We start from the raw sequence: 23,642 nt of genomic DNA on the forward strand, positions 1-23,642 counted from the left end.
TCGGGAAAGCCTGCATGGCATTGCCGCAGCACTTGCGGTATAGCTGTCGGCCTGGCCAGACCAGATACGTTCCGATTCCTTCCTTGCCCAGCCAGCGAGGCCGCCCATGCTGTCCCAGCAACTTCTGCTCGTCATCCAGCTCCTGCAGCAGACCTGCGTGTTTCTGGTCATTGCCTGGCTGCTGTCCAAAACACCGCTGTTCACGCCGCTGATGCAGGTCACCATCCGCCTGCCGCACAAGCTGACCTGTTATGTGGTGTTTTCTGCCTTCTGCATTCTGGGGACGTTTCTCGGCCTGAAGGTTGGCGAATCCATCGCCAACATCCGTGCCATCGGCGCCGTACTCGGCGGCCTGCTCGGCGGGCCCTCGGTCGGGCTGGCGGTGGGCTTTACCGGCGGGCTGCACCGCTACAGCCTGGGCGGCCCGACCGACCTCGCCTGCATGATTTCGACCATTACCGAGGGCCTGCTCGGCGGGCTGATCCACCGCGCCCTGATCCGGCGCGGTCGTGTCGACCTGCTGTTCCAGCCGATGCTGGTGGGCGTGGTGGCACTTGCAGCCGAGATGCTGCAGATGCTGATCATCCTCGCCGTCACGCGGCCCTATGCAACGGCCTTTGCGGTGGTGGACAGCGTGGCGCTGCCGATGCTCACCGCCAACAGCATCGGCGCGGCGATGTTCATGCGCCTGCTGCTCGACCGCCGCGCGATGCTGGAAAAATACTCGAACGCCTTTTCGGCGCATGCGCTGCGGATTGCCGCACGCACCGAAGGCCTGCTGCGTGCCGGCTTCAACGAAGCCAATTCGCAAAAGGTGGCCAGGATCATCTCGGAAGAAACCGGCGTCGGCGCGGTGGCAATTACCGACCGTGAAAAGCTGCTGGCCTTCACCGGCACGGGCGCCGACCACCACCTGCCGGGCACGCCGATCACCTCGGAGCACACCATGCAGGCCATCCGCGACAACCGTGTGGTCTACGCGGACGGCAACGAGGTCGCCTACACCTGCTCGATCCATTCCGAGTGCCGGCTGGGCTCGACGCTGGTGATTCCGCTGCAGGACGCCGACGATCAGGTTATCGGCACGATCAAGCTCTACGAACCCAAGGGACGCCTCTTTGCGCGGCTGAACCGCACGCTGGGCGAAGGGATCGCCAAGCTGCTGTCGCGCCAGATCCTCACCGGCCGCATCGAGGCGCAGAAGGCGCTGCTGACGCAATCCGAGATCAAGCTGCTGCATGCGCAGGTCAACCCGCACTTCCTGTTCAATGCGCTCAACACGATCAACGCCGTCATCCGGCTCGACCCCGACCGCGCGCGCGGGCTAGTGCAGAATCTCTCGACCTTTTTCCGCAAGAACCTGAAGCGCCCGGAAGAAACTGTGACGCTCGCAGACGAAATCGAACATGTAAACGCCTACCTGCAGATCGAGCTGGCGCGTTTCGGCGAGCGGCTCAAGGTCGAAGTCGACCTGCCCTACATCTATGCGCAGGTGCGCCTGCCGGCCTTCTCGCTGCAACCCATCGTCGAAAACGCCATCAAGCACGGCACCTCGCACCTGCTGGGCAGCGGGCACATCCGCCTCTTTGCCGAAGCGGGCAAAAAAGCCGACACGCTGCTGGTGCATGTCGAGGATAATGCCGGCCTCTACCCGCCCCGCAAGACTGCCGGCGACGGGATGGGCATGGGGCTGGTCGACCGCCGCATCAAGGCGCGCTTCGGCTCCGAATACGGGCTGGAGGTCGCCTTCGAGGCGGAACGCTACACCCGCATTACCCTCACACTGCCACTGGGTTCTGTTGATGCCTGATTGGTTTTTACGCAGCTCCGCCAGCTTTTCGGGCGCGCGAAGCCGGGCACAAGCAAGAACCGGAATTTTCGAGGACCTGAATCATGCGCGCACTGCTGGTTGACGACGAACCGCTGGCCCGCAGCGAACTGCGGGCGCTGCTGGAAGAAGACGCCACCCTGACCATCACCGGCGAAGCCGGCAATGCCATCGAAGCGATGCAGGCCATCAACCAGCAGCGCCCCGATGTGGTGTTCCTCGATATCCAGATGCCGCGCATTTCCGGGCTGGAGCTCGTCAGCATGCTCGACCCCGGCCAGATGCCGCACATCGTCTTTGTCACCGCCTTTGACGAACACGCGGTGCGCGCCTTCGAAGAACACGCCTTCGACTACCTGCTCAAACCCGTCTCTGCCGAGCGCCTGGGCAAGACGCTGGCACGCCTGCGCAAAACCTCCGCCACGGCCGGCGAGGCTGCCGCACCGCCCGATTACAGCCTGCTGCCCGGCCAGCGTGCGCTGCGGCAGCTGCCCTGCCACGGGCATAACCGCATCCTGCTGCTGCCGCTTGATGCCGTTGAATCCGTCACCGCACGGCTGTCCGGCATCTACCTGGTCGACACCGCCGGGCAGGAGCACTTTACCGAGCTGACACTGAAAACGCTGGAAGAAAAGACCCCGCTGCTGCGCTGCCACCGCCAGCACCTGATCCACCCGGACCAGATCGCCGAAATCCGCCTCAACGACAGCGGCGGTGCCGACATCATCACCCGCAGCGGCCAGAGCGTGCCGGTGAGCCGGCGCTATCTGAAACCGCTCAAGGAATCACTCGGGCTGGGCTGATACGCTGCAACCCATCCCTTTGCGGCCCTTTCATATAAAGGGCCACAGCCACATACACATCAAAACAGGCAAAACAAGAGCGGGAGCTGCTCTGGCGCAGCTTCAGCTATCAACCGGATGCCGTGATGCAGGATAGGGGTTTTGCTGGCCCGAGCATCGGGCCGCTGGCCTGGATGCACATCACCGACCTGGGCAGCATCAATCTTGGCTTTGCCGATGGTGAAGAAACCGGTCCGCTGTTTGCCGACATGCCGCTGCACTTTGCGGATGACAGGCATGTTCCATGCCGGATGCGGGTATGGGGATTGGGAGCGGCACTGGCTGGCCGCCTGAGCAAAAGGTGAAGGGGCCGGATGAGCAGCCACAAGGGCGCGTGAGCGTGGCCCTGCCCAGCTGTGGCGGGAGCCATGCCTGCAGTGCTTCGACAGGAGAAAATGAAAAATCAGACAGGTATATGCCTGCAGCCATTTATTTAAAATGGTTGTGGGCGTATACCCATGAATATCAAAAATAAGTAGGTAGCGCATCCCATGCCCGGTTTGCGTACACCACCAGCAGCGAATCGCATTTGCCCCCCGGAGAATTGCGCCGGCCAGTCTGCGCCAACACCACCACAACCGGTGACACCCCCCCAGAAAAATTGCAATTCAGCGCGGGGCAAGACTCGCCCTACAGGGCCGCGAGCTGCAAGAGCGGGTCAGCGGGCAATGCAAACCACATCGCCTGTGGCGACCCGGATTACCGCGTTGCGGCGAATCCAGGCTACAAAACGGCTGCGCCGTACGCGGTGTTAAGGCCAAAATCAAACAACCTGCCCTATAACTTTAAACCCAACCCCACAAATACCTGAAGACTCAATTGCGCTCTTAATTTTATCAGTAACAAAAAAGACAGAATTATTAGAACCAGCGAGCGTAAATATATCCGCCTTCCCAAGCGCATCATTACTAATAACAAGCCACTGCACTAAAAAAATTTCCTCTGAATAGGGTGAAATGTACACAATAGACTGTCCCTTTTCATAACTAGATACCTTCTTCAAGCAATTCAAAACAAACCACGCACTCCCTTCAACAGAAACGGGGAGAAACTCAACACAATCTTCCGCTACATCGCAAAAACAATCAACAAAAGCGCCATTAACAACCCAAGACGAGAGGTATGTCGGGCAAGCATCAGGATATGCATCCGATTTTTTAATTCTAGAACACCACACAAAATCTAATGGTATCCATCCAGATAACAGCGAAGCTCCTGAGTGAACATTTTTTAAAGCTTCTCTCGCCCCATCCAAGTCTATCGCTTGTAAATCAAGAAATCCTTCAACCGGGAACATCTTATATAGACAACCCACACCACACCTCAAGGGAAAGTGCCAGAAATAATTCCCGCCTTTATCACAGAAAGGCGAGCCGCGACATCCTGATATGTAGAAGCTCCTCTCAGCGCGGTATTCACAGCATCGTAATAAGCTCTTGTGTGCATTTTTCGATGGTATGGCGTATTAACAAACAACCCATTATTTGGATCATTAACACTCATCCCAGCATTATGAAGAATATTACGCGCCTCTTCTGCCCGGTTATCTTTAACAGCCACAACATGATGGGAGCTCTCAAATCTACCCTTAACCACTCCAGTTGCCTCGGTTAAGTTTCTCTCTAGTATTGCACTATTACAATTTAATACTGCGACTCCACCTGCATTTTGTGAATTATCAATATTTCCATAAGGATCAGGAAGGCTGTTTTGGTAAGCTGCTAATGCTATGGCGACAGTGAGAGGGTTGCTTAATAATCTTGCCGCAACCGCACGAGCAACACCGCCAATGAGTGCATTTGCAATAGCTTGTTGTGTTCTCTCCGCAACTACTGCTTCATACAGTCGCCCATCCGGATCAACAAATCTGAGCGGGTTATTGTTCGCGTACGCATAGCGGTTGAAGCTGTGCACCGGGTTGCTGTCCACCCAGTCCACCGGGTCGATGGCCATGAAGCGGCCCAGCACCGAGTCGTACCAGCGCGCACCGAAGTAACTCAGGCCAATCTTGTCCTCAAACGGCTTGCCGGTAAACCATTGCTGGTTTTTCGTCGTCGCGCCGGCCAACTTTTCGCCAAAGGGGCGGTAGCTGGTGCGCCACAGCAGCGCGCCATCGGCGGCGGTGGCGGCCAGCGGGCTGCCGGTCGGGTCGCTGTGGTAGTAGGTGACGCTGCTGCCTTCCACGTCCACCAGCTTGCTGCGGCCGAGGTAGAGGTGTTTGGTGGAGACACTGTTGCCGAGGTTGATTTCGTAATACAGCAGGCCATCCAGCCCGGTGAATTCGAGCTTGTTCACCTGGCCATCGGCACTCGTGCTGATGACGCGGGTGGAGGCGCCGTCGCCCCGCAAGGGGACTTCCACTGGGCGTAGGTGCAGGCGACCTGGCTGCTGCTGCCGCAACCGTAACACGGGCCGGCACTTTCTGAGCCGCTGAAGGAGGCACGCGGGCAGGGCTGATACCCGCTACCCCATGGCAACACTGGCAAACCGGGGAAAGGGGTTCAGCCACATACATCACCACAGCATGCAGAATGGTACGTATGGTCTACCCGGAATCCGGTGACTGCTGCAGTAAAGCTGCTTCGTTTACGGAATGAACGCCAGAGACAACAAAAAACCCGCAAGCATTACGCTATGCGGGTTTGATGGATTTTCTGGACTGCTTGGTACTGAATTCTGGTGCCCGGGGTCGGACTCGAACCGACACGCCTTGCAGCGGGGGATTTTGAATCCCCTGCGTCTACCATTTCGCCACCCGGGCAGGGAGGACAGGCATTATGCCTTGCACCCGCCCCGGTGACAAGCCTGTTACGACTTGTTGTCCTTGAGCTGGAGCGCCCGCTCGTAGAGGGTATTGCGCGGTGCGCCGGTGATGCGCATGGCAATCGCTACCGCCTGCTTGACGGGCAACTCTTCCACCAGCGGCTGCAGGACGGCATCAAACTCGGCGCCGTCAGCGCGCTCCTGCTCCGGGGCGGCATCAATCACGACCACGCATTCGCCGCGCTGCTGGTTGCTGTCCGATGCGACAAAGGCATGCAGGCCGGCAAGGCTGTCACGGCGGATGGTCTCGAAGGTTTTGGTCAGTTCGCGGCAAAGCACGGCCTGACGATCGGCGCCCAGCACCTCGACCAGATCGGCCAGACATTCAAGAATGCGGTGCGGGGCTTCATAGAACACAATCTGGTAGGGCGACTGCGCGAGCGCAGCCAGCTCAGACTTGCGCTGGCCGCTTTTCGGGGGCAGAAAGCCATAGAACAGCGCATGCGCGGCGGTGAAGCCGGCGGCACTCAGCGCCGTGGTCAGGGCCGAGGCGCCCGGAATCGGCACAACACGGATGCCGGCAGCGTGTGCAGTAGCAACCAGCACGGCGCCGGGATCGGAGATGGCGGGCGTGCCGGCGTCGGACACCTGCGCCACTACTTCACCGGCCTGCATGCGGGCGACCAGTTTCTCGGCCATGCCGCGTTCATTGTGTTCGCGCAGGCTGATCATTGGCGTACTGATGGCATAATGCTTGAGCAGCAGACCGGTGACGCGGGTATCTTCCGCCGCGATGACATCCGCCTGCCGCAACACGTCCAGCGCCCGGCTTGTGAAATCGGCACGATTCCCGATCGGCGTTGCAACCACATATAATGAAGACTTGCTCACCAAGAAAGTATCGTCATGCACGCCAGAAACCTCCTACTCCGCAGTGTGCGGCTTATTGCGGCGGTACTATACGGTGCTGCCGCCATTACGGCTACCGCCGCGGACGTCACCGCGTCGGCGCCGAAGGCAGCCGCTCCGGCTGAACACAGCCATATCGCATTGCTGCTGCCCACCAAGAGCAAATCGCTGAAGCCAGCTACCGACCAGATTCGCGCCGGTGTGCTGGCCGCGGAACGGATGCACGGCAATACCGACATTCCGCCAGTGCGCCTGTATGAAACCACCGATTCCGAAGCCGACGTGCTCGCCCAGCTGCAAAAAGCACAGGCCGATGGCGCCCGCGCCGTGATCGGCCCGCTGAGCAAATCGGCGGTGAACTACATTGCCGATGTGGCCGAGCTGGACATCCCGGTGCTCGCGCTGAACAGTTTCGACGGCAGCACGCTGCAGCGTGCCAATCTCTACAGTTTCAATCTGTCGATCGAAGCCGAAGCGGCACAACTGGCGCGCTCAATCCACGAAGGGGGGCTGACGCACCCCGTACTGCTGCAAGGCAGCGGTGCCCTGCCGCCGCGCATGGTGCAGGGCTTCATCGATGGCTGGATGCGGGTGGCCGGCGCGCCGCCTGCCGTGATCGACCTGGCCGACCCGGTGGCTGCTCCGGCAACGCTGGCGGCACTGCTGAACGACAACGGCGCCGATGCAGTCATCCTCGCCACCACCGGCAAGCAGGCCCGCCTGATCCGCCCCTATCTTGGCAATGATCGCCTGGTGTTTGCCACCAGCCAGATCGATACCGGCAATCTGAAAGCCGCGCTGGATCTCGCCGGCATCCGCTTTCTGGACATGCCGTGGCTGGCCACGCCCGAACTGGAAGAATATGCGGCCTACCAGCGCAAGCGCATGAACTCAACCGACCTGGAACGCCTGTTTGCGCTGGGCGTGGATGCCTGGCGCATTGCTGCAGCGCTGGCCACCGGCAACGGCGAAAAGGAATGGCAGGGCGTCACCGGCCAGCTGAGCATCGGCGAGAACGGCCAGATCAACCGCGAGCTGGTGCTGCGCACCGTGCCGGGCCGGCCGCTGGCACTCAGCCCGGCAACGCAGAAAGCGGCCTCGGAACCTGCCGCCGCTTCGCCCGTCCAATGAACGACAAGGGGGCAGCAGCCGAGCAGGCTGCCGCAGAATTTCTGCGCCGTGCCGGGCTGTCTATTGTCGAGCGCAACTGGCAATGCCGGCGCGGGGAAATAGACCTGATTGCCCGCGAGGGTGAAACACTGGTATTTGTAGAAGTCAGAGCCCGCGCTTCCCGCCGTTTTGGCGGTGCCGCGGCCAGCATCGGTCAGGCAAAACGCGCTAAACTCCTGACCGCCGCACAAACTTACCTGAGCAGTCTGCGTGTCACGCCACCCTGCCGCTTCGATGCCGTGTGCTTCGAAGGCAGCGAAATCATCTGGCTGAAGAACTGCCTGGACGCCACTGACGCTTAACGAAGGATAAACAATGGATTTGATCAATCGCGTACAGCACCACTTTCTGGAAAGCATCAAGGTCAAGCAGGCCGCTGCCGACGAGCTCTCCCCGGCCATCGCGGCCGCTGCCGAACTGATGGTGCAGTCGCTGATTGCCGACGGCAAGGTTCTGGCCTGCGGCAATGGCGGTTCGGCCGCTGATGCGCAGCACTTCGCCGCGGAGATGGTCGGCCGCTTCGAGCGCGAGCGCCCGGGCCTGCCGGCCATTGCGCTGACGACCGATACATCGGCGCTCACCGCGATTGCCAACGATTACGACTTCGACCTGGTCTTCTCCAAGCAGGTGCATGCGCTGGGCCGCGCTGGCGATGTGCTCGTTGCCATTTCCACCTCGGGCAACTCGGCCAACGTCATTGCCGCCATCCACGCCGCACACGACCGCCAGATGCGCGTAATCGCGCTGACCGGCAAGGGCGGCGGCCAGATCGGCGAGCTGCTGACCGGTGAAGACGTGCACATCTGCGCGCCGAGCCAGCGCACGGCCCGCACCCAGGAAGTCCATATTACCGCCATCCATGCGATGTGCGATGCTGTTGACTTCATGCTGCTCGGGGGGGATCAGTAATGCTGCGTCGCTCGCTGCTCACCGCTGCTGCCGTCTGCTCGATCGGGCTGACCGGCTGCGTGCCGCTGCTGGTGGCTGGCGGCGTTGCCGTCGGCGCCTGGATCGGCTCCGACCCGCGCAAGACCACGCTGATCGAAAGCGACACCAACAGCGCAGCCACGATCAGCGCCAGCATCATCGACACCTTCAAGGAAAAGGTGCACGTCAACGTCACCGTCTACAACGGCGTGGCACTGCTGACCGGCGAAGTCCCCGATGCTGCTGCCCAGGCCAGGGTGGCCGAACTGGCGCGCGCTGACCGCCGCATCCGCCAGGTCTTCAATGAAACGGTGATCGCACCCAATTCCAGTGCCGCCGACCGCCTGAATGACAGCCAGCTCACCACCCGCGTGAAAACCGCCATCCTCACCGGCGGCAATGACATGGCCAGCGTGCATATTCTGGTCGTCACCGAACGCAAGGTCGTCTACCTGATGGGACTTTCCTCGCCGGCCATGGCCAGCAAGGCCGCCGATCTCGCCAGCCGCGTCAGTGGCGTGCAGCAGGTCGTCAAACTGGTCGAGCACCTGCCGCCAGCCAGCGGCAAGTAATCCTCGCCATCAGAACCATGCAAGGGTATACGCCTGCAGCCTTTTAATAAAAAGGGCCGTGGGCATATACCCTTTTCCATTTACTTTTCCGACCCACATCCCAGAGCCTGAACTGCTGCGCGGACAAGCGCTCCGGCTGCTCGATTCCGGCCCATTGCCATGAAAAAGGCCGGCGTCACCGCCGGCCTTCTGCTGCTTGCGGGACAAGCGCACCGCAGACTCAGAGTTTGACGGAAGGCGTGCGCCAGATGCGCTCGGCATATTCGGCAATCGTGCGGTCGGACGAGAAACGCCCCATGCCGGCCACGTTGAGAATCGCCTTTTTCGCCCAGACATCCGGCTTGGCATACACCGCATCGACCCTGTCCTGCGTGTCGATGTAGCTCTGGTAATCCGCCAGCAGCTGGTAGTGATCGCCCCAGTTCACCAGCACGTCGAACAGGAAGCGGTAGCGCTCGGGCTCCTGCGGGCTGAAGAAGCCATTGGCCAGCTGGTTGAGCACTTCACGCAGCTCGCGGTTGGTTTCATAGATTTCGCGCGGGTTGTAGCCGTTCTTGCGGCGGGTTTCCACCTCGTCGGCCGTCTGCCCGAAGATGAAGATGTTGTCCGCCCCTACAGCATCCTGGATTTCGACATTCGCGCCATCGAGCGTGCCGATGGTCAGCGCGCCGTTGAGAGCAAACTTCATGTTGCCCGTGCCCGATGCCTCGGTGCCGGCCGTTGAAATCTGCTCGGACAGGTCGGCCGCCGGCATGATGATTTCGGCCAGGCTCACGCTGTAGTTCGGGATGAACACCACTTTCAGCTTGTCGCCCACGCGCGGGTCGTTGTTGATTTTCACGCCCACGTCGTTGATCAGCTGGATGATCATTTTCGCCGTGCGGTAGGCGGATGCCGCCTTGCCGGCAAAGATCACCACCCGCGGCTGGAAGTGTTTTTCCGGGTGCTTGATGATGCGGTTGTAGCGCGTGATCACGTGCAGCACATTGAGCAGCTGCCGCTTGTATTCGTGAATGCGCTTCACCTGCACGTCAAACAGCGCATCCGGATTGATCACGCCGCCCAGCGTGCGCGCAACATACCTGGCCAGCCGCTCCTTGTTGGCGTGCTTGGCGGCCTGGAAGGCTTCGACAAACTGCGGGTAGTCCACCTTGTCGCGCAGCTCGGCCAGTTCGTCGAGCCGCACGCGCCAGGTACGCCCGATCGCACCATCAATGAGCTCCGACAGCGCCGGATTGGCCAGCGCCAGCCAGCGGCGCGGTGTGACGCCATTGGTGACATTGGTGAAACGGTCGGGATAGATGCGCGCGAAGTCGGCAAAAATCGACGTTTTCATCAGTTCCGAGTGCAGTTCGGACACGCCATTGACCTTGTGGCTGGCAACCACCGCCAGATAGGCCATGCGCACCTTGCGCTCGCCCCCTTCCTCGATCAGCGACACATGGCGAAGCAGGTCATGGTCGCCGGGGAATTTGGCTTCGACTTCTTTCAGGAAACGCTCGTTGATATCGAAAATGATGCGCAGGTGGCGCGGCAGCAGACGCCCCAGCATGTCGACCGGCCAGCACTCCAGCGCCTCGCTCATCAGCGTGTGGTTGGTGTAGCTGAAAATCTTGCTGGTGTAGCCCCAGGCGGTATCCCAGTCCAGACCGTACTCATCGAGCAGGAGGCGCATCAGTTCGGGAATGGCCAGCACCGGGTGCGTGTCGTTGAGGTGAATGGCAATCTTTTCCGGCAGATGTTCCAGCGTTTCATGCGTCAGCTTGTAGCGGTGCAGGATGTCCTGCAGGCTGGCCGAGCAGAAGAAGTATTCCTGCCGCAGGCGCAATTCCTTGCCCGAGTAGGTCGAATCATCCGGATAGAGCACGCGCGACACGTTTTCAGAGACGTTTTTCTCGGCCACGGCAGAGAAATAATCGCCCTCGTTGAACTTGGACAGATTGATTTCTCGCGTCGAGCGCGCGGTCCACAGGCGCAGCGTATTGGTCGCGATGGTGTCGTAGCCCGGAATGATGATGTCGTGCGCGACGGCGAGCACGTCATGCTGGGTGTCAAGCCAGTAGATCTTGCTGCCTTCCTGCTCGACCCGGCCACCGAAGCGCACGCGGAAACACACTTCATCACGCGGGAAATCGAGCACGTTCACCGAGCCCAGCCAGGTATCGGGTGCCTCGACCTGCTTGCCCTCGATGATGCGCTGCTTGAACATGCCGAACTGGTAACGGATGCCGTAGCCGAAGCCGGGCACACCCAGCGTCGCCATCGAGTCGAGGAAACACGCCGCCAGACGGCCAAGGCCGCCATTGCCGAGCGCGGCATCAGGCTCTTCCTTCAGCAGATCGTCCAGATCGATGCCCATTTCATCAAGCGCCTGGCGCACCGGCTCCTGCAGGTTCAGCGCCAGCAGTGCATTACCCAGCGCACGGCCGATCAGGAATTCCATCGAGAGGTAGTAGACGCGCTTCACATCCTGCGAGTACTGCGCGCGCGTGGTCTGCATCCAGCGCTCGACCATGCGGTCGCGGATGGCCAGAAAGGTGGCATCGGCCCAGTCTTTTTCGTTGGCAACCGAGGCATCCTTGCCGATGGCAAACATCAGCTTGTAGGCAATCGCTTTTTTCAGTGATTCGACATCGAGGCTGTCGGTAGGCGAATCAAAGGTAATCGGGTTGATCATGGTGGCTCCAGGGTCAGGCAATCAGTTGTTGGTATAAGGCAAAGTAATGCTCGGCAGAAGCACGCCATGCAACATCCTGCTGCATCGCCCGCTTGCGGACCTGCTTCCATTCGCGCGACCTGGCCCACAAAGCATAGGCCCGGCGCACCGCGCGCAGGCAGTCCGTGACATTCAGCTCGTCAAACACGAAGCCGGTGGCACAATCGTCAGCCAGATTTTCCAGCGTGCAGTCGCTCACCGTGTCGGCAAGACCGCCAACCCGGCGCACCAGCGGCAGCGTGCCGTACTTCAGCCCGTACAGTTGCGTCAGGCCGCAGGGCTCGAAGCGGCTGGGCACCATGATCACGTCGCCACCGGCAATCAGCCGGTGGGAGAATGCTTCGTCATAGCCGATTTTCACGGCGACCTGGCGCGGATTCGCGTACGCCAGATTGCGGAAGGCCTCTTCCAGCCAGGCATCCCCGCTGCCGAGCAGGGCAAACTGCCCGCCGCGCGCCAGCAGTTCCGGCAGTGCCTCCAGCAGCACCGGCAAGCCTTTCTGGTCGGTCAGCCGTGACACCACGACAAAAAGCGGTTGCTCGTCCGTCTCAAGCAGGCCGAGCTCCTGCTGCAGCGCGGTCTTGCATCTGGCCTTGCCGGCAAGCTTGTCCACGCTGTAGCCGGCCGGCAGCAGCGGATCCGTTGCCGGGTTCCAGACCAGCTCGTCCACGCCGTTGATGATGCCGCTCAGGCTCGCACGCCGCATCTGCAGCAGCCCTTCCAGGCCGCAGCCCTGCTCCGGCGTCGTGATTTCGCGGGCATAGGTCGGGCTCACCGTGGTGATGTGGTCGGCAAAGTGCAGACCCGCCTTCAGGAAGGACAGATTGCCGTGGAATTCGACACCTTCGCGGTCGAAGAAATGCGCGGGCAGTTCCAGCGCGTCGAAACAGTCGCGGCCGAACACACCCTGATAAGCCAGATTGTGCACGGTGATGACCGACCTGGCCGGCCGGCCGGCGGCAGCCAGATAGGCTGGTGCCAGGCCGGCATGCCAGTCGTGCGCATGCACGACCGCCGGCCGCCAGTACGGGTCCATTCCCTGCGCAAGCTGCGCGGCCACCCAGCCCAGCAGGGCAAAGCGCAGATGGTTATCCGGATAGGACTGCTGATTGGCATCGTGGTAGGGATTGCCGGGGCGGTCATACAGCGCGGGGGCGTCGATGATGTAGACGGCAATCCCGTCAGCAGTCTTGCCGAACAACAGCCGCGCAGCGCCGCTGGCACCGCTCAGAGCACTGAATGCCGCCACTTCACCTTCGATGGCGACACCGGCCAGAATCGCCGGGAACCCCGGCAGCAGAACGCGCACGTCGGCGCCGAGCGGCGCCAGCGCCAGCGGCAGCGCGCCGGCCACATCGGCCAGACCACCGGTTTTCAGAAGGGGAAACAGCTCTGCCGCCACATGCAGGACACGCATAATCAATTCTTGCCTCGGTTAAGTCGATTCAGTCAGTCTGCCGGCCGCTGATGACAGCCGGATTGCAGCCGGATTACACCCCTACCGGCTCAGAGCTTCTCCAGCATGTCGCGGGTGATCAGCACCACGCCGTTTTCACTGCGGTAGAAGCGGCGAGCATCTTCCTCGGCGTTCTCGCCGACCACCATGCCGTCGGGGATGACGCAGCTGCGGTCGATCACCACGCGGCGCAGGCGGCAGGAACGGCCGATGGTCACGTCCGGCAGGATGACTGCTGAATCGATGGTGCAGAAGGAATGCACGCGCACCTGCGAGAACAGCACCGAGTTGAGCACCAGCGAGCCCGACACGATGCAGCCGCCGGATACCAGCGAATTGAGCGTCATGCCGTGGCTGCCGTTGCGGTCCTGCACGAACTTGGCCGGCGGCAGCTGCTCCTGGTAGGAGTGGATCGGCCACGCGCGGTCATACATGTCCAGCTCGGGGGTCACGGAAGCCAGATCGAGGTTGGCGGCGTGGTAGGCATCAACGGTACCGACATCGCGCCAGTACGGGTCGCCCGATTCATCGCTCTGCACGCAGGACAGGCCGAAGGGATGCGCAAACGCCTCGCCCTGGCTCACGGCCTTCGGGATCAGGTCCTTGCCGAAATCGTGGCTAGAGTCGGGGTTGCGGATGTCTTCTTCCAGCAGCTGCGCCAGATAGTCGGTGTTGAAAATGTAGATGCCCATCGACGCCAGCGAGACATCGTCCTTGCCCGGCATCGCCGGCGGATTGGCCGGTTTTTCGACAAACGCGGTAATCTGGCGGTCTTCGTTCACCGCCATCACCCCAAAGGCGCTGGCTTCGTTGCGCGGTACTTCAATGCACGCCACCGTGCACTTGCCGCCCTTTTCCACATGATCCAATAGCATGCGCGAGTAATCCATCTTGTAGATGTGATCTCCCGCCAGAATCACCACATACTCGGATTTGTAGGTCCGCACGATGTCCAGATTCTGATACACCGCATCGGCCGTGCCGCGATACCAGTGCTCCTCATCCACGCGCTGCTGGGCCGGCAACAGGTCGACAAATTCGTTGAGCTCGCCGCGCAGGAACGACCAGCCGCGCTGCAGATGGCGCAGCAGCGAGTGCGACTTGTACTGCGTGATGACGCCTATGCGGCGGATGCCGGAATTCAGGCAATTCGACAGCGCAAAATCGATGATGCGGAACTTGCCGCCGAAATACACCGCCGGCTTGGCGCGGTGATCGGTCAGCGCCTTCAGGCGCGAGCCGCGGCCGCCGGCGAGCACCAGCGCGACCGATTTGTTGGGCAGCTGGCGGGCCAGCGTGATCTTGTCCAGGGTTTGCGTCTTCATGTGTTTATTCTCCCTTACTCATCCTCGGAGGGCTTGTCGCCCGCGCCGTTGCGACTGTTGCCGCAAGCTCTGGATCGCAGCGATATACACATTAATGTATATCGCCGAATCCCTTTATTTTTAATGGCTACATCAATATACCCAAAGGAAATCAGGTCACCACAGTCGGCTCGGTGCGGCCGGTGCGCTCGGCGATCTGCGCAAGCTCCCTGGAAATCGTGATCAGCGCCGCCAGCGCCGACTGGGTATCCTCGCCGTGCCCTGCGGCATCGGCCACATAGCGCTCCAGATACACGCGCAGCGTGGCCCCTTCGGTGCCGGTACCGGACAGGCGATACACCACGCGGCTGCCGTCTTCGAACAGCACACGGATGCCCTGCTTTTTCGACACCGAGCCATCAATCGGATCGGTGTAGGCAAAATCATCGGCCAGCTTCACCGTCAGACCGTGCAGCTGCTGGCCAGCCAGTCCGCCCAGCAGGCCACGCAGGTGTTCCATCAATCCATTGGCCGCATCGGTATCCAGCCCCTCGAAATCGTGGCGCGAATAGAAGTGCCGCCCGAAACGCGCCCAGTGCGCACTGACCAGCTCAGAAACGCTCTTGCCCGTTGCGGCCAGCAGGTTCAGCCAGAACAGCACCGCCCAGACGCCGTCCTTCTCGCGCACATGGTCCGAGCTGGTGCCATACGACTCTTCGCCGCACAGCGTGGCGCGGTTGGCATCCAGCAGATTGCCGAAGAATTTCCAGCCGGTGGGTGTTTCGAAGCAGGGGATACCCAGCGCCCTGGCGACGACATCGGCTGCCTGCGAGGTCGGCATGGAACGGGCGATGCCGGACAGGCCGTCCTTGTAGCCCGGAATCAGCGTGGCGTTGGCGGCCATGATGGCCAGCGAATCGGACGGGGTCACGGCCAGCTTCTTGCCGACGATCATGTTGCGGTCGGCGTCGCCGTCGCTGGCGGCGCCCAGATCGGGGGCATCCGCCGCAAACATGGCTTCCATCAACTCATGCGCATGCGCCGGATTCGGATCGGGATGATGGCCGCCAAAGTCTTCCAGCGGCTCGCCATTGACGACGGTGCCTTCTGGCGCGCCCAGCACGCCTTCGATGATGTGCTTCGCATACGGGCCGGATACGGCCGACAGCGCGTCAAAACGCATGGCGTGACCTGCCGCGAACCAGGCGCGGATCGCGGCGAAATCGAACAGGCCGGCCATCAGCTCGCTGTAGTCGAGTACGGAGTCGAGCACCACGACCTGCATCCCGGCCAGCTCGCCCTCGCCCAGCGTATCCAGGTTGTAGTCGGCGGCATCAGCAAGCTGGTATTCGGTAATGGTTTGCGTGCGCGCGTAAATCGCTTCAGTCACCGCTTCCGGCGCCGGGCCGCCGTTGCTGATGTTGTACTTGATGCCGAAATCGCCATCCGGGCCACCCGGATTGTGCGAGGCCGACAGCACGATCCCGCCGACCGCGCCGTATTTGCGGATCACGCAGCTGGCTGCCGGTGTGGAGAGAATCCCGCCCTTGCCCACCAGCACCTTGGCCACGCCGTTGGCGGCGGCCATTTTCAGGATGGTCTGGATCGCCGTGCGGTTGTAATAGCGGCCGTCGCCGCCGACTACCAGCACGCCGCCATCGAGTTCCGGCACCGAATCAAAAATCGCCTGCACGAAGTTTTCCAGATAGTGCGGCTGCTGGAAAACGGTCACTTTCTTGCGCAGGCCGGAGGTCCCGGGGCGCTGGCCGGCAAAGGCTTGGGTAGTAATGGTCTTGCTCATGCGTTCATTCCTGTCCATCGAATCGGGTGAGTACGGTCACGCTGCGCGCGGCGACGCGGCAGTCGTGCAGTTTGTGTGAAGTCTGGGCATCGCCAGTACTGGCCAGCCTCAGCTGCCAGCTGCCCGCCGGCAAATGAAAATGCAACTGGTGCGCCGAGGCATTGAGCAGGATCAGCAAGTCACCCGCCAGCAGAATCATCAGCGCACGACCTGCGGCATCGTCCCAGTCGTGCGGGTGCAGAGCATCACCAGACGGGTTGAGCCATTGCACATCGGCAGTCGCTCCGGCCTCGGTGCCACGCCACCAGTGATTGCTGGTGAGTGCCGGGCAGCTTTTGCGTATGGCGATCAGTTCCGCAACGTAATCGGCCAGCCCCGACTGGGCGTTCTGCCAGTCCAGCCAGGTGATGTCGTTGTCCTGGCAATAGGCGTTGTTGTTACCCTGCTGGCTGTGGCCCAGCTCGTCGCCAGCCAGCAGCATCGGTGTGCCCTGCGACAGCAGCAGCGTCGCCAGCAAGGCCTTCTGCGCGCGTTCGCGCAGGGTGTTGATGCCGGCGTCATCGCTCGGGCCTTCCGCGCCGCAATTCCACGACAGATTGTGCGAATGGCCGTCGCGGTTGTGTTCCTTGTTGGCGAGATTGTGCTTGTGGTTGTAGCTGACGAGATCGCGCAGGGTGAAGCCATCGTGCGCGGTCAGGAAATTCACGCTGGCCTGCGGTGCGCGCCCGCCATGCTGGAAACGGTCGCTCGATGCCGCAAAGCGGCGCGCAAAGAGGGCGCGATTCACGCCGTCGTGCAGCCAGAATTGGCGCATGGAGTCGCGATACTGATCGTTCCACTCGCCCCAGCCGGCAGGAAACTGACCAAGCTGGTAGCCGCCCGGGCCGATGTCCCACGGCTCGGCGATCAGCTTGACCCGGGTCAGCAGCGGATCCTGCTGCATCGCCACCAGCAAGGGCGCAAGCGCGCTGAAGCCGCCGTTGACGCGCCCCAGAATCGGCGCGAGGTCAAAGCGGAAGCCATCAACATGGCATTCGCCTACCCAGTAGCGCAGCGCATCCATCACCAGCTGCGCCACGCGCGGGTGCGAGAGGTTCAACACATTGCCGCAGCCGGTCCAGTTCTCATACTCGCCATGACCGTTGAGCACGTAATAGGCAGCGTTATCGATGCCGCGATAGCCCAGCACCGGCCCCGGCGCATCCAGCTCTGCCGTGTGGTTGAACACCACATCGAGTATTACCTCGATGCCGGCAGCGTGCAGCGCCTTTACCGCGTCGCGAAACTCCGACAGCGGCGTGGTACCGGCCCGGCCCGACCAGTAGCGCGATGCCGGTGCAAACCAGGCCAGCGGGTTGTAACCCCAGTAGTTTTTCAGACCGAGATCGATGAGCCGCGGCTCATCCAGAAAGTACTGCACCGGCAGCAGCTCGATGGCGGTGACGCCGAGTTTTTGCAGGTGCGCGATGATCGCCGGGTGCGCCAGCGCCGCGTAGCTGCCGCGCAGCTCGGCCGGAATCTCCGGATGCCGCATGGTCAGCCCGCGCACATGCGCTTCGTAGATCACCGTCTCGCCCCAGGGCGTGCGCGGCGGCGTATCGTCGCCCCAGTCATAAGCTTCCGCAGTCACGCGTGCCAGCAGCGGCGTCTTGCCGAATTCGCCGACGACTTCGCGGGCATACGGGTCGAGCAGCAGCAGTTCGGGATTGTGGCGCAGGCCGCGCTCGGGCGCCCACTCGCCACTTACCCTATAGCCGTATACAGACCCAGCCTTTACATCATCGATCCTACCAAACCATACCCCGTTCTCACACTGGGTCAGTGTGTAGCGGGCCCGTTCCTGCGCACCACTCGTATCGAACAGGCACAAGGTTACGCCGCTGGCCGCGCCGGCATAGAGCGCGAAGTTCACCCCGCGCTCGTCCGGCGTCGCACCCAGCGGATACGGCAGCCCGGTTGATAGGCTCACAGCCTGATCAACCATCGTCACGCGCCAGATAAATGACCGAGAGCGGCGGCAAGGTCAGCGTGATCGACTGCGCGTGGCCATGCAGCGGATGCGCTTCACTGGCCACACCGCCATTGCCGGTATTGCTGCCGGCATAGAAGGTCGAATCGGTGTTCAGTATCTCGCGGTAATGCCCCGCATCGGGCACGCCGATGCGATAGCCATGACGCGGCACCGGCGTGAAGTTGCACACCACGATCACCGGGCGGCCATTGTCCGCATAGCGCACAAACGCCAGCGTGGAGTGTTCAGAGTCGTCGGCCACCAGCCACTGGAAGCCGCGCGGGTCGAAATCGATCTCGTGCAGCGCCGGCTCTGCCTTGTAAGCCCGGTTCAAATCACGCACGAGCGCCTGCACGCCGGCGTGCCACGGGCCTTCATTCAGCAGATGCCAGTCGAGGCTGCTGTCATGATTCCACTCGCGCCCCTGGCCGAATTCGCCGCCCATGAACACCAGCTTCTTGCCCGGATGCGCCCACATGAAGGCGTAGTAGGCACGCAGATTGGCAAACTGCTGCCAGCAGTCGCCCGGCATCTTGCCAAGCAACGAGCCCTTGCCGTGCACCACTTCATCATGCGACAGCGGCAGCACGAAGTTTTCCGTAAAGGCGTACAAGAGCCCGAAGGTCAGCTGATTGTGATGATGCTTGCGGTGAATCGGCTCTTTCTGGAAATAGCTGAGCGTGTCGTGCATCCAGCCCATATTCCACTTGTAGTGGAATCCCAAGCCGCCCATTTCCGGCGGCCGGCTCACGGCCGGAAACGCCGTCGATTCTTCAGCCATCGTCATCGCCTCGGGGCGCTCGGTGCCAACGGTCGCATTCATCCGGCGCATGAAATCGATGGCTTCCAGATTCTCGCGGCCGCCAAACTGGTTCGGCACCCACTCGCCTTCTTTTCTCGAGTAGTCGCGGTACAGCATGGACGCCACCGCGTCGACGCGCAGGCCATCGATGCCGAAGCGCTCGACCCAGTACAGTGCATTGCCGATCAGGTAGTTGCGCACTTCGTTGCGACCGAAGTTGTAGATCAGCGTGTTCCAGTCCTGATGGAAGCCTTCCTTCGGATCGGCGTGCTCGTAGATGTGCGTGCCATCAAACGTCGCCAGGCCATGATCATCGGTCGGGAAGTGGCCAGGCACCCAGTCCAGCAATACACCGACGCCAGCCGCATGCGCCGCCTCGACGAAATAGCGGAAATCTTCCGGGGTACCAAAGCGCGAGGTCGGCGAATAAAGGCCTAGCGGCTGGTACCCCCAGGAACCATCAAAGGGATGCTCGTTGATCGGCAGCAGCTCGATATGGGTGAAGCCCAGTTCGGCCACATAGGGCACCAGTTGTTCGGCCAGCTCGCGGTAGGTCAGCCAGCGATTGCCCTCTTCCGGCACACGGCGCCAGGAGCCCAGATGCACCTCGTAAATCGACACTGGCGCATTGAAGCGGTTGGCGCTGCGGCGCGCTTCACTCGGCTCGACCCAAGATGGCAGAAAGGCGATTTTCGATGCGGTACTCGGGCGCAGCTCGGACGCGAAGCCATAGGGGTCCGACTTCAGGCGGATTTGGCCATTGGCATCCAGAATTTCGTATTTGTAATTGCTGCCAGCCGGAATATTGGGCAGGAAGATTTCCCACACCCCGCAGCCCAGATGCTTGCGCATCGGGTGCCGCCGGCCGTCCCAGCCGTTGAAGTCGCCGACCACCGACACGCGCCGGGCATTTGGCGCCCACACGGCAAACGCCACGCCGCCCACCTCTTCCATCGTGCGCGGATGGGTACCCAGGCGCTCGTAGGGGCGCAAGTGTGTCCCTTCGGCCAGCAGCCAGACGTCCTGTTCACCCAGCGTCGGGGCAAAGCGGTACGGATCTTCCAGATCGAATTCGTGTTCGCCCCAGCGTACCAGCAGCCGATAGGCAAAGGCATTCTTGCGTCGCGGCACGCTGCCGGCAAAAAAACCGCGATCATCAAAACGGGTCAGCTCGACCAGCTTGCGGCCGGTTTTGGCATCCAGAACGCTGACCTGATCGGCACCAGGCAGCCAGGCCCGCACCTGCAGGCCGGCGGTGGTGGAGTGCATGCCCAACAGGGCAAAGGGATTGTCATGCGTGCCGCTGCAGATGGCCTCGATTGCGGAGGCGTCAAGGGCTGCGGCTTCGATTTCTGCGCACGGGAGGGTCAGCATGTAAATCCTCGCTGGTCATTGTTTTTATTGGCGCCCGACGCTGTCAATTGTCAGCTGATACACCAGATTCGTAAGCCTGCACTTCCAGGGCGGAAATGCTTGCGCTTGCAGCAAAAATGCCACATAACGGGCGATGCAGGCCAGCTTTGCGGCAGCGCAGCAGCACAATATGCGACAACGACAGCTTGCTTACCAGCTAGTTTACCGAAATATTACTTACCAAATTATTACACTTTGTCATATAGGTGCGCACAATGACGTTCAGCCGAGCATCCGGCCTGCTGGCCCACATCACCTCGCTGCCTTCGCCTTACGGCATCGGCGACCTTGGTCCGGCAGCCTGCCGCTTCGCCGATTTTCTGCAGTCCGCTGGCCAGACGCTGTGGCAGGTTTTGCCGCTGGGCGTGACCAGCTACGGCGATTCACCCTACCAGTCCTTCTCCACTTTCGCCGGCAACCACTACCTGATCAGCCCCGAACTGCTGATCAAGGATGGCCTGCTCACTGACGCCGACATCCCGGCGCTCGCCTTTGATGCCCAGCACGTCGATTACGGCAGCGTCATCCCGTGGAAAATGACCGTGCTGCGTGCGGCATGGCGCAACTATCAGGCCAGCCCGCCTGCCGCCTTGAAAAAGGAGTTCGCAACCTTCTGCAAGCAGCACGTCTGGCTGGATGACTTTGCGCTGTTTGTCGCCTGTAAATTCCACTTCATCGCCGCGCGACAGAATGACTATGAAACACCCGAGTACCAGACCTACTACCAGCGACTGGCTGGGCGGCTTACGGACAACCAGATCAAGGATTGCTACTACGGCGCGGTATGGAATTCCTGGCCCGCCGAGCTGGCAGCGCGCACTCCCAAGGCATTGAGCCACTGGCGCAAGACGCTGGCCGACGACGTGGCCTTTTATCAGTTCCTGCAGTTCCTGTTCTTCCGCCAGTGGGGGCAACTCAAGACCTACGCCAATGAGCGCGGAATCCGGCTGATCGGTGATATTCCGATTTTTGTCGCCTTCGATTCGGCCGACGTGTGGGCCAATCAAGCGCTGTTCTGCCTCGATGCCGCCGGCGACCCGAATGAAGTCGCCGGCGTACCGCCCGATTATTTTTCCGCAACCGGCCAGCTGTGGGGCAACCCGCTGTACGACTGGCCCAGGCATCAGGAGCAGGACTTTGCCTGGTGGACAGATCGCATCGCCGCACTGCTCGCTTCTACTGACATCGTGCGCATCGACCACTTCCGCGCCTTTGCCGCCTACTGGGCGGTGCCGTTCGGCGAAGCCACGGCGGTGAACGGCCAGTGGAAAAAGTCGCCGGGCAAGGCGCTGTTCGCCGCCATCGAAAAGGCGCTGGGCAAAAACCTGCCCATCATCGCCGAAGACCTGGGCATCATCACGCCGGACGTCACCGCCTTGCGCGAAAAGCTGGGCCTGCCCGGCATGAAGGTGCTGCAGTTTGCGTTTGATGCCGACGCGGCCAGCGACCACCTACCGCACAACTATCCGGAGAGCCGCACGGTGGTCTACACCGGCACGCACGACAACGACACCACGCTGGGCTGGTATGGCGCAGCCAATGAAAAGGCACGCGACTACTTCCGCCGCTATCTGAATACCTCGGGCGAAGCCGCAGGCTGGGATCTGATCCGGCTGGCGTGGTCTACCAGCGCCCTCTTCGCCATCGCACCGGTGCAGGACGTACTCGGCCAGGGCACGAGCGCCCGGATGAACACGCCGGGCACGGCAAGCGGCAACTGGCAGTACCGCTTCAGCGCCGACGCGCTTACCTCCGGCCAGGCCGAGGGGCTGAAGTACCTGAGCCAGCTGTACGGGCGCAATGGCCTGAGCGCCTCGGCACCATAAAGCCAATACGTATACGGATAGACGCAAAACAGGCAAATGGATACACCGACATACCCAATAATGTATTTAGCGAAAAAGCCTGGAACCTCCCTGACTTCAACACCGTCACGCGTGCTCCGGGAAGGATACCCTGATGATGACCGCAGACAAACCCGCCTTGCCTCCAGCCACGCCCGGCGCCGCAAATCCGGCAGGCATACTAATCGGCCCCAACTGGTTTGCATCGGTGATGGGCACCGGCATCCTGGCGATAGCCGGAAAACTGCAGCCCATCCGCTTCCCCGGGCTTGAGCTGATCATCACCAGCGCCTGGCTGGCAGCAACGCTGCTGCTGATCGTGCTGCTGATCGCAGCGACCTGGAACTGGTGCAGCCGGCCAGCAGCCCTGAACGCCCTGCTCGATGACCCGGTCGGCATCCAGTTTTTCGGGGCGCCGCCGATGGCCATTCTCACCGTGGGCACAGCCACGATGCTGGTCGGGCCGCAGTACATCGGCCTTGAACTGGCGATGTTCATCAAGATCGGCTGCTGGCTGACCGGGACCATACTGGGCTTCGCCTGCGCGGTGCTGGTCACCTTCCGCCTGTTTACCCGCCTGCAGGTCAAGCATGACTCCGCCTTCGGTGGCTGGCTGATGCCCGTCGTGCCGCCCATGGTTTCGGCGGCGGCAGCAGCGCAACTCATTCCATACATTGAAGATGCCCTCTGGCGGCATAGCTTGCTGGTCATCAGCTATTCGCTCTTCGGCATGAGCCTGATTGCCTCCCTGGTCATCATTTCACTGATCTGGAGCCGGCTAGCCCATTATGGCTCCTCGGGCGGCGTGCGCGTCCCGACCCTGTGGATCGTGCTGGGGCCGGTTGGCCAATCGATTACGGCAGCAGGCGGGCTGGGGATCGCGGCTGTGGCCTATGATGGCGCAGCCCTGCCCTTTGCGGAGGGCTTGCTGAACATCGGATTGTTCTACGGGCTGGTGATGTGGGGGTTCATGTGGTTGTGGATGGCCCTCGCCATCCTGCTCACCTGGCGGGCAATCCGCCGCCAGATGGGATTTGCCCTGACCTGGTGGTCCTTCACCTTTCCGGTCGGCACCTGCGTCACCGGAACCTGCGTTTTGTCGATCATGCTGAAACTGCCGCTGTTTCGCTGGATCGCCCTGTTGCTGTATGCCGTGCTGCTGTGCGCGTGGCTGCTGGTGTTTGCCCAGACACTGAGGGGTGTGATTTCGGGAAAACTGCTGCGTCCGCCCCTGATCAGCCCGCAAGCGGTGGCCCGGAAGGAATAATTGTTGGCATGGAATCA

At 61.5% G+C, this 23,642-nt stretch carries 18 protein-coding genes and 1 tRNA gene; 8 read left to right on the top strand and 11 right to left on the bottom strand.

The features are described 5' to 3' along the window. The first annotated feature begins 106 nt into the window (after positions 1–106). On the top strand, positions 107–1,810 hold the full coding sequence (locus H559_RS0106855) for a sensor histidine kinase (protein WP_028452092.1): 1,704 nt from the start codon (positions 107–109) through the stop codon (positions 1,808–1,810). A gap of 83 nt (positions 1,811–1,893) precedes the next feature. After that, positions 1,894–2,631 (top strand): two-component system response regulator BtsR, encoded by a 738-nt coding sequence (btsR, locus tag H559_RS0106860; protein ID WP_245579342.1) that lies wholly within the window; start codon positions 1,894–1,896, stop codon positions 2,629–2,631. A 59-nt stretch (positions 2,632–2,690) separates the two neighbouring features. On the opposite strand, the gene H559_RS22605 is transcribed toward btsR, so the two are convergent. The 5 genes from H559_RS22605 to rsmI form a co-directional block, all read right to left on the bottom strand. Then, on the bottom strand, positions 2,691–3,158 hold the full coding sequence (locus H559_RS22605; protein WP_155845327.1) for a hypothetical protein: 468 nt from the start codon (positions 3,156–3,158) through the stop codon (positions 2,691–2,693). 275 nt (positions 3,159–3,433) lie between these two features. After that, positions 3,434–3,967, bottom strand: coding sequence for an imm11 family protein (locus tag H559_RS22610; protein ID WP_155845328.1), 534 nt, complete (start codon positions 3,965–3,967; stop codon positions 3,434–3,436). A 26-nt stretch (positions 3,968–3,993) separates the two neighbouring features. Beyond that, on the bottom strand, positions 3,994–4,965 hold the full coding sequence (locus tag H559_RS21545) for an RHS repeat-associated core domain-containing protein (protein WP_155845329.1): 972 nt from the start codon (positions 4,963–4,965) through the stop codon (positions 3,994–3,996). A 382-nt stretch (positions 4,966–5,347) separates the two neighbouring features. After that, a tRNA-Leu gene (locus H559_RS0106875) sits at positions 5,348–5,431 on the bottom strand. Positions 5,432–5,478: 47 nt separating this feature from the next. Beyond that, on the bottom strand, positions 5,479–6,324 hold the full coding sequence (gene rsmI / locus H559_RS0106880; protein ID WP_211230903.1) for a 16S rRNA (cytidine(1402)-2'-O)-methyltransferase: 846 nt from the start codon (positions 6,322–6,324) through the stop codon (positions 5,479–5,481). Between the two features lie 15 nt (positions 6,325–6,339). Between rsmI and H559_RS0106885 the strand changes: the two genes are divergently transcribed. From H559_RS0106885 to H559_RS19285, 4 genes are read left to right on the top strand one after another with little or no spacing between them, the layout of a single operon-like run. After that, positions 6,340–7,473: a penicillin-binding protein activator gene (locus tag H559_RS0106885; protein WP_028452096.1), complete on the top strand. Its 1,134-nt coding sequence runs from the start codon at positions 6,340–6,342 to the stop codon at positions 7,471–7,473. Continuing rightward, a complete protein-coding gene (locus H559_RS0106890) occupies positions 7,470–7,814 on the top strand; it encodes a YraN family protein (protein WP_028452097.1) in 345 nt (114 codons plus the stop codon). The genes H559_RS0106885 and H559_RS0106890 overlap by 4 nt, the downstream gene beginning before the upstream one ends. Positions 7,815–7,827: 13 nt before the next feature. Next, positions 7,828–8,421 (top strand): phosphoheptose isomerase, encoded by a 594-nt coding sequence (locus H559_RS0106895; protein WP_028452098.1) that lies wholly within the window; start codon positions 7,828–7,830, stop codon positions 8,419–8,421. After that, positions 8,421–9,011, top strand: coding sequence for a BON domain-containing protein (locus H559_RS19285; RefSeq protein WP_051279034.1), 591 nt, complete (start codon positions 8,421–8,423; stop codon positions 9,009–9,011). The genes H559_RS0106895 and H559_RS19285 overlap by 1 nt, the downstream gene beginning before the upstream one ends. A 220-nt stretch (positions 9,012–9,231) precedes the next feature. Here the strand turns inward: H559_RS19285 and H559_RS0106905 are convergent, their stop codons facing one another. The 6 genes from H559_RS0106905 to glgB form a co-directional block, all read right to left on the bottom strand. Beyond that, a complete protein-coding gene (locus tag H559_RS0106905) occupies positions 9,232–11,688 on the bottom strand; it encodes a glycogen/starch/alpha-glucan phosphorylase (protein WP_028452099.1) in 2,457 nt (818 codons plus the stop codon). Positions 11,689–11,701: 13 nt separating this feature from the next. After that, complete coding sequence (gene glgA, locus H559_RS0106910) at positions 11,702–13,144, bottom strand: glycogen synthase GlgA (protein ID WP_028452100.1); 1,443 nt, start codon at positions 13,142–13,144, stop codon at positions 11,702–11,704. Between the two features lie 89 nt (positions 13,145–13,233). Next, entirely contained in the window at positions 13,234–14,508 is a 1,275-nt protein-coding gene (gene glgC, locus H559_RS0106915; protein WP_028452101.1) for a glucose-1-phosphate adenylyltransferase, read from the bottom strand. A gap of 151 nt (positions 14,509–14,659) precedes the next feature. Beyond that, positions 14,660–16,288 (bottom strand): alpha-D-glucose phosphate-specific phosphoglucomutase, encoded by a 1,629-nt coding sequence (locus tag H559_RS0106920; protein WP_028452102.1) that lies wholly within the window; start codon positions 16,286–16,288, stop codon positions 14,660–14,662. 4 nt (positions 16,289–16,292) lie between these two features. Then, complete coding sequence (gene glgX / locus H559_RS19290) at positions 16,293–18,272, bottom strand: glycogen debranching protein GlgX (protein WP_051279036.1); 1,980 nt, start codon at positions 18,270–18,272, stop codon at positions 16,293–16,295. Beyond that, complete coding sequence (glgB, locus tag H559_RS0106930; RefSeq protein ID WP_051279038.1) at positions 18,265–20,475, bottom strand: 1,4-alpha-glucan branching protein GlgB; 2,211 nt, start codon at positions 20,473–20,475, stop codon at positions 18,265–18,267. The genes glgX and glgB overlap by 8 nt, the downstream gene beginning before the upstream one ends. A 254-nt stretch (positions 20,476–20,729) precedes the next feature. Here glgB and malQ point away from each other — a divergent pair, with 254 nt between their 5' ends. After that, positions 20,730–22,340, top strand: coding sequence for a 4-alpha-glucanotransferase (gene malQ / locus H559_RS0106940; RefSeq protein ID WP_028452104.1), 1,611 nt, complete (start codon positions 20,730–20,732; stop codon positions 22,338–22,340). Between the two features lie 133 nt (positions 22,341–22,473). Then, positions 22,474–23,625 carry a TDT family transporter gene (locus tag H559_RS19295; RefSeq protein WP_211230904.1) on the top strand — a complete coding sequence of 384 codons (1,152 nt, stop codon included), beginning with the start codon at positions 22,474–22,476 and terminating at the stop codon, positions 23,623–23,625. Positions 23,626–23,642 lie beyond the last annotated feature (17 nt).

It is taken from the genome of Chitinilyticum aquatile DSM 21506, from assembly GCF_000430805.1.
Classification (GTDB): Bacteria; Pseudomonadota; Gammaproteobacteria; order Burkholderiales; family Chitinibacteraceae; genus Chitinilyticum; species Chitinilyticum aquatile.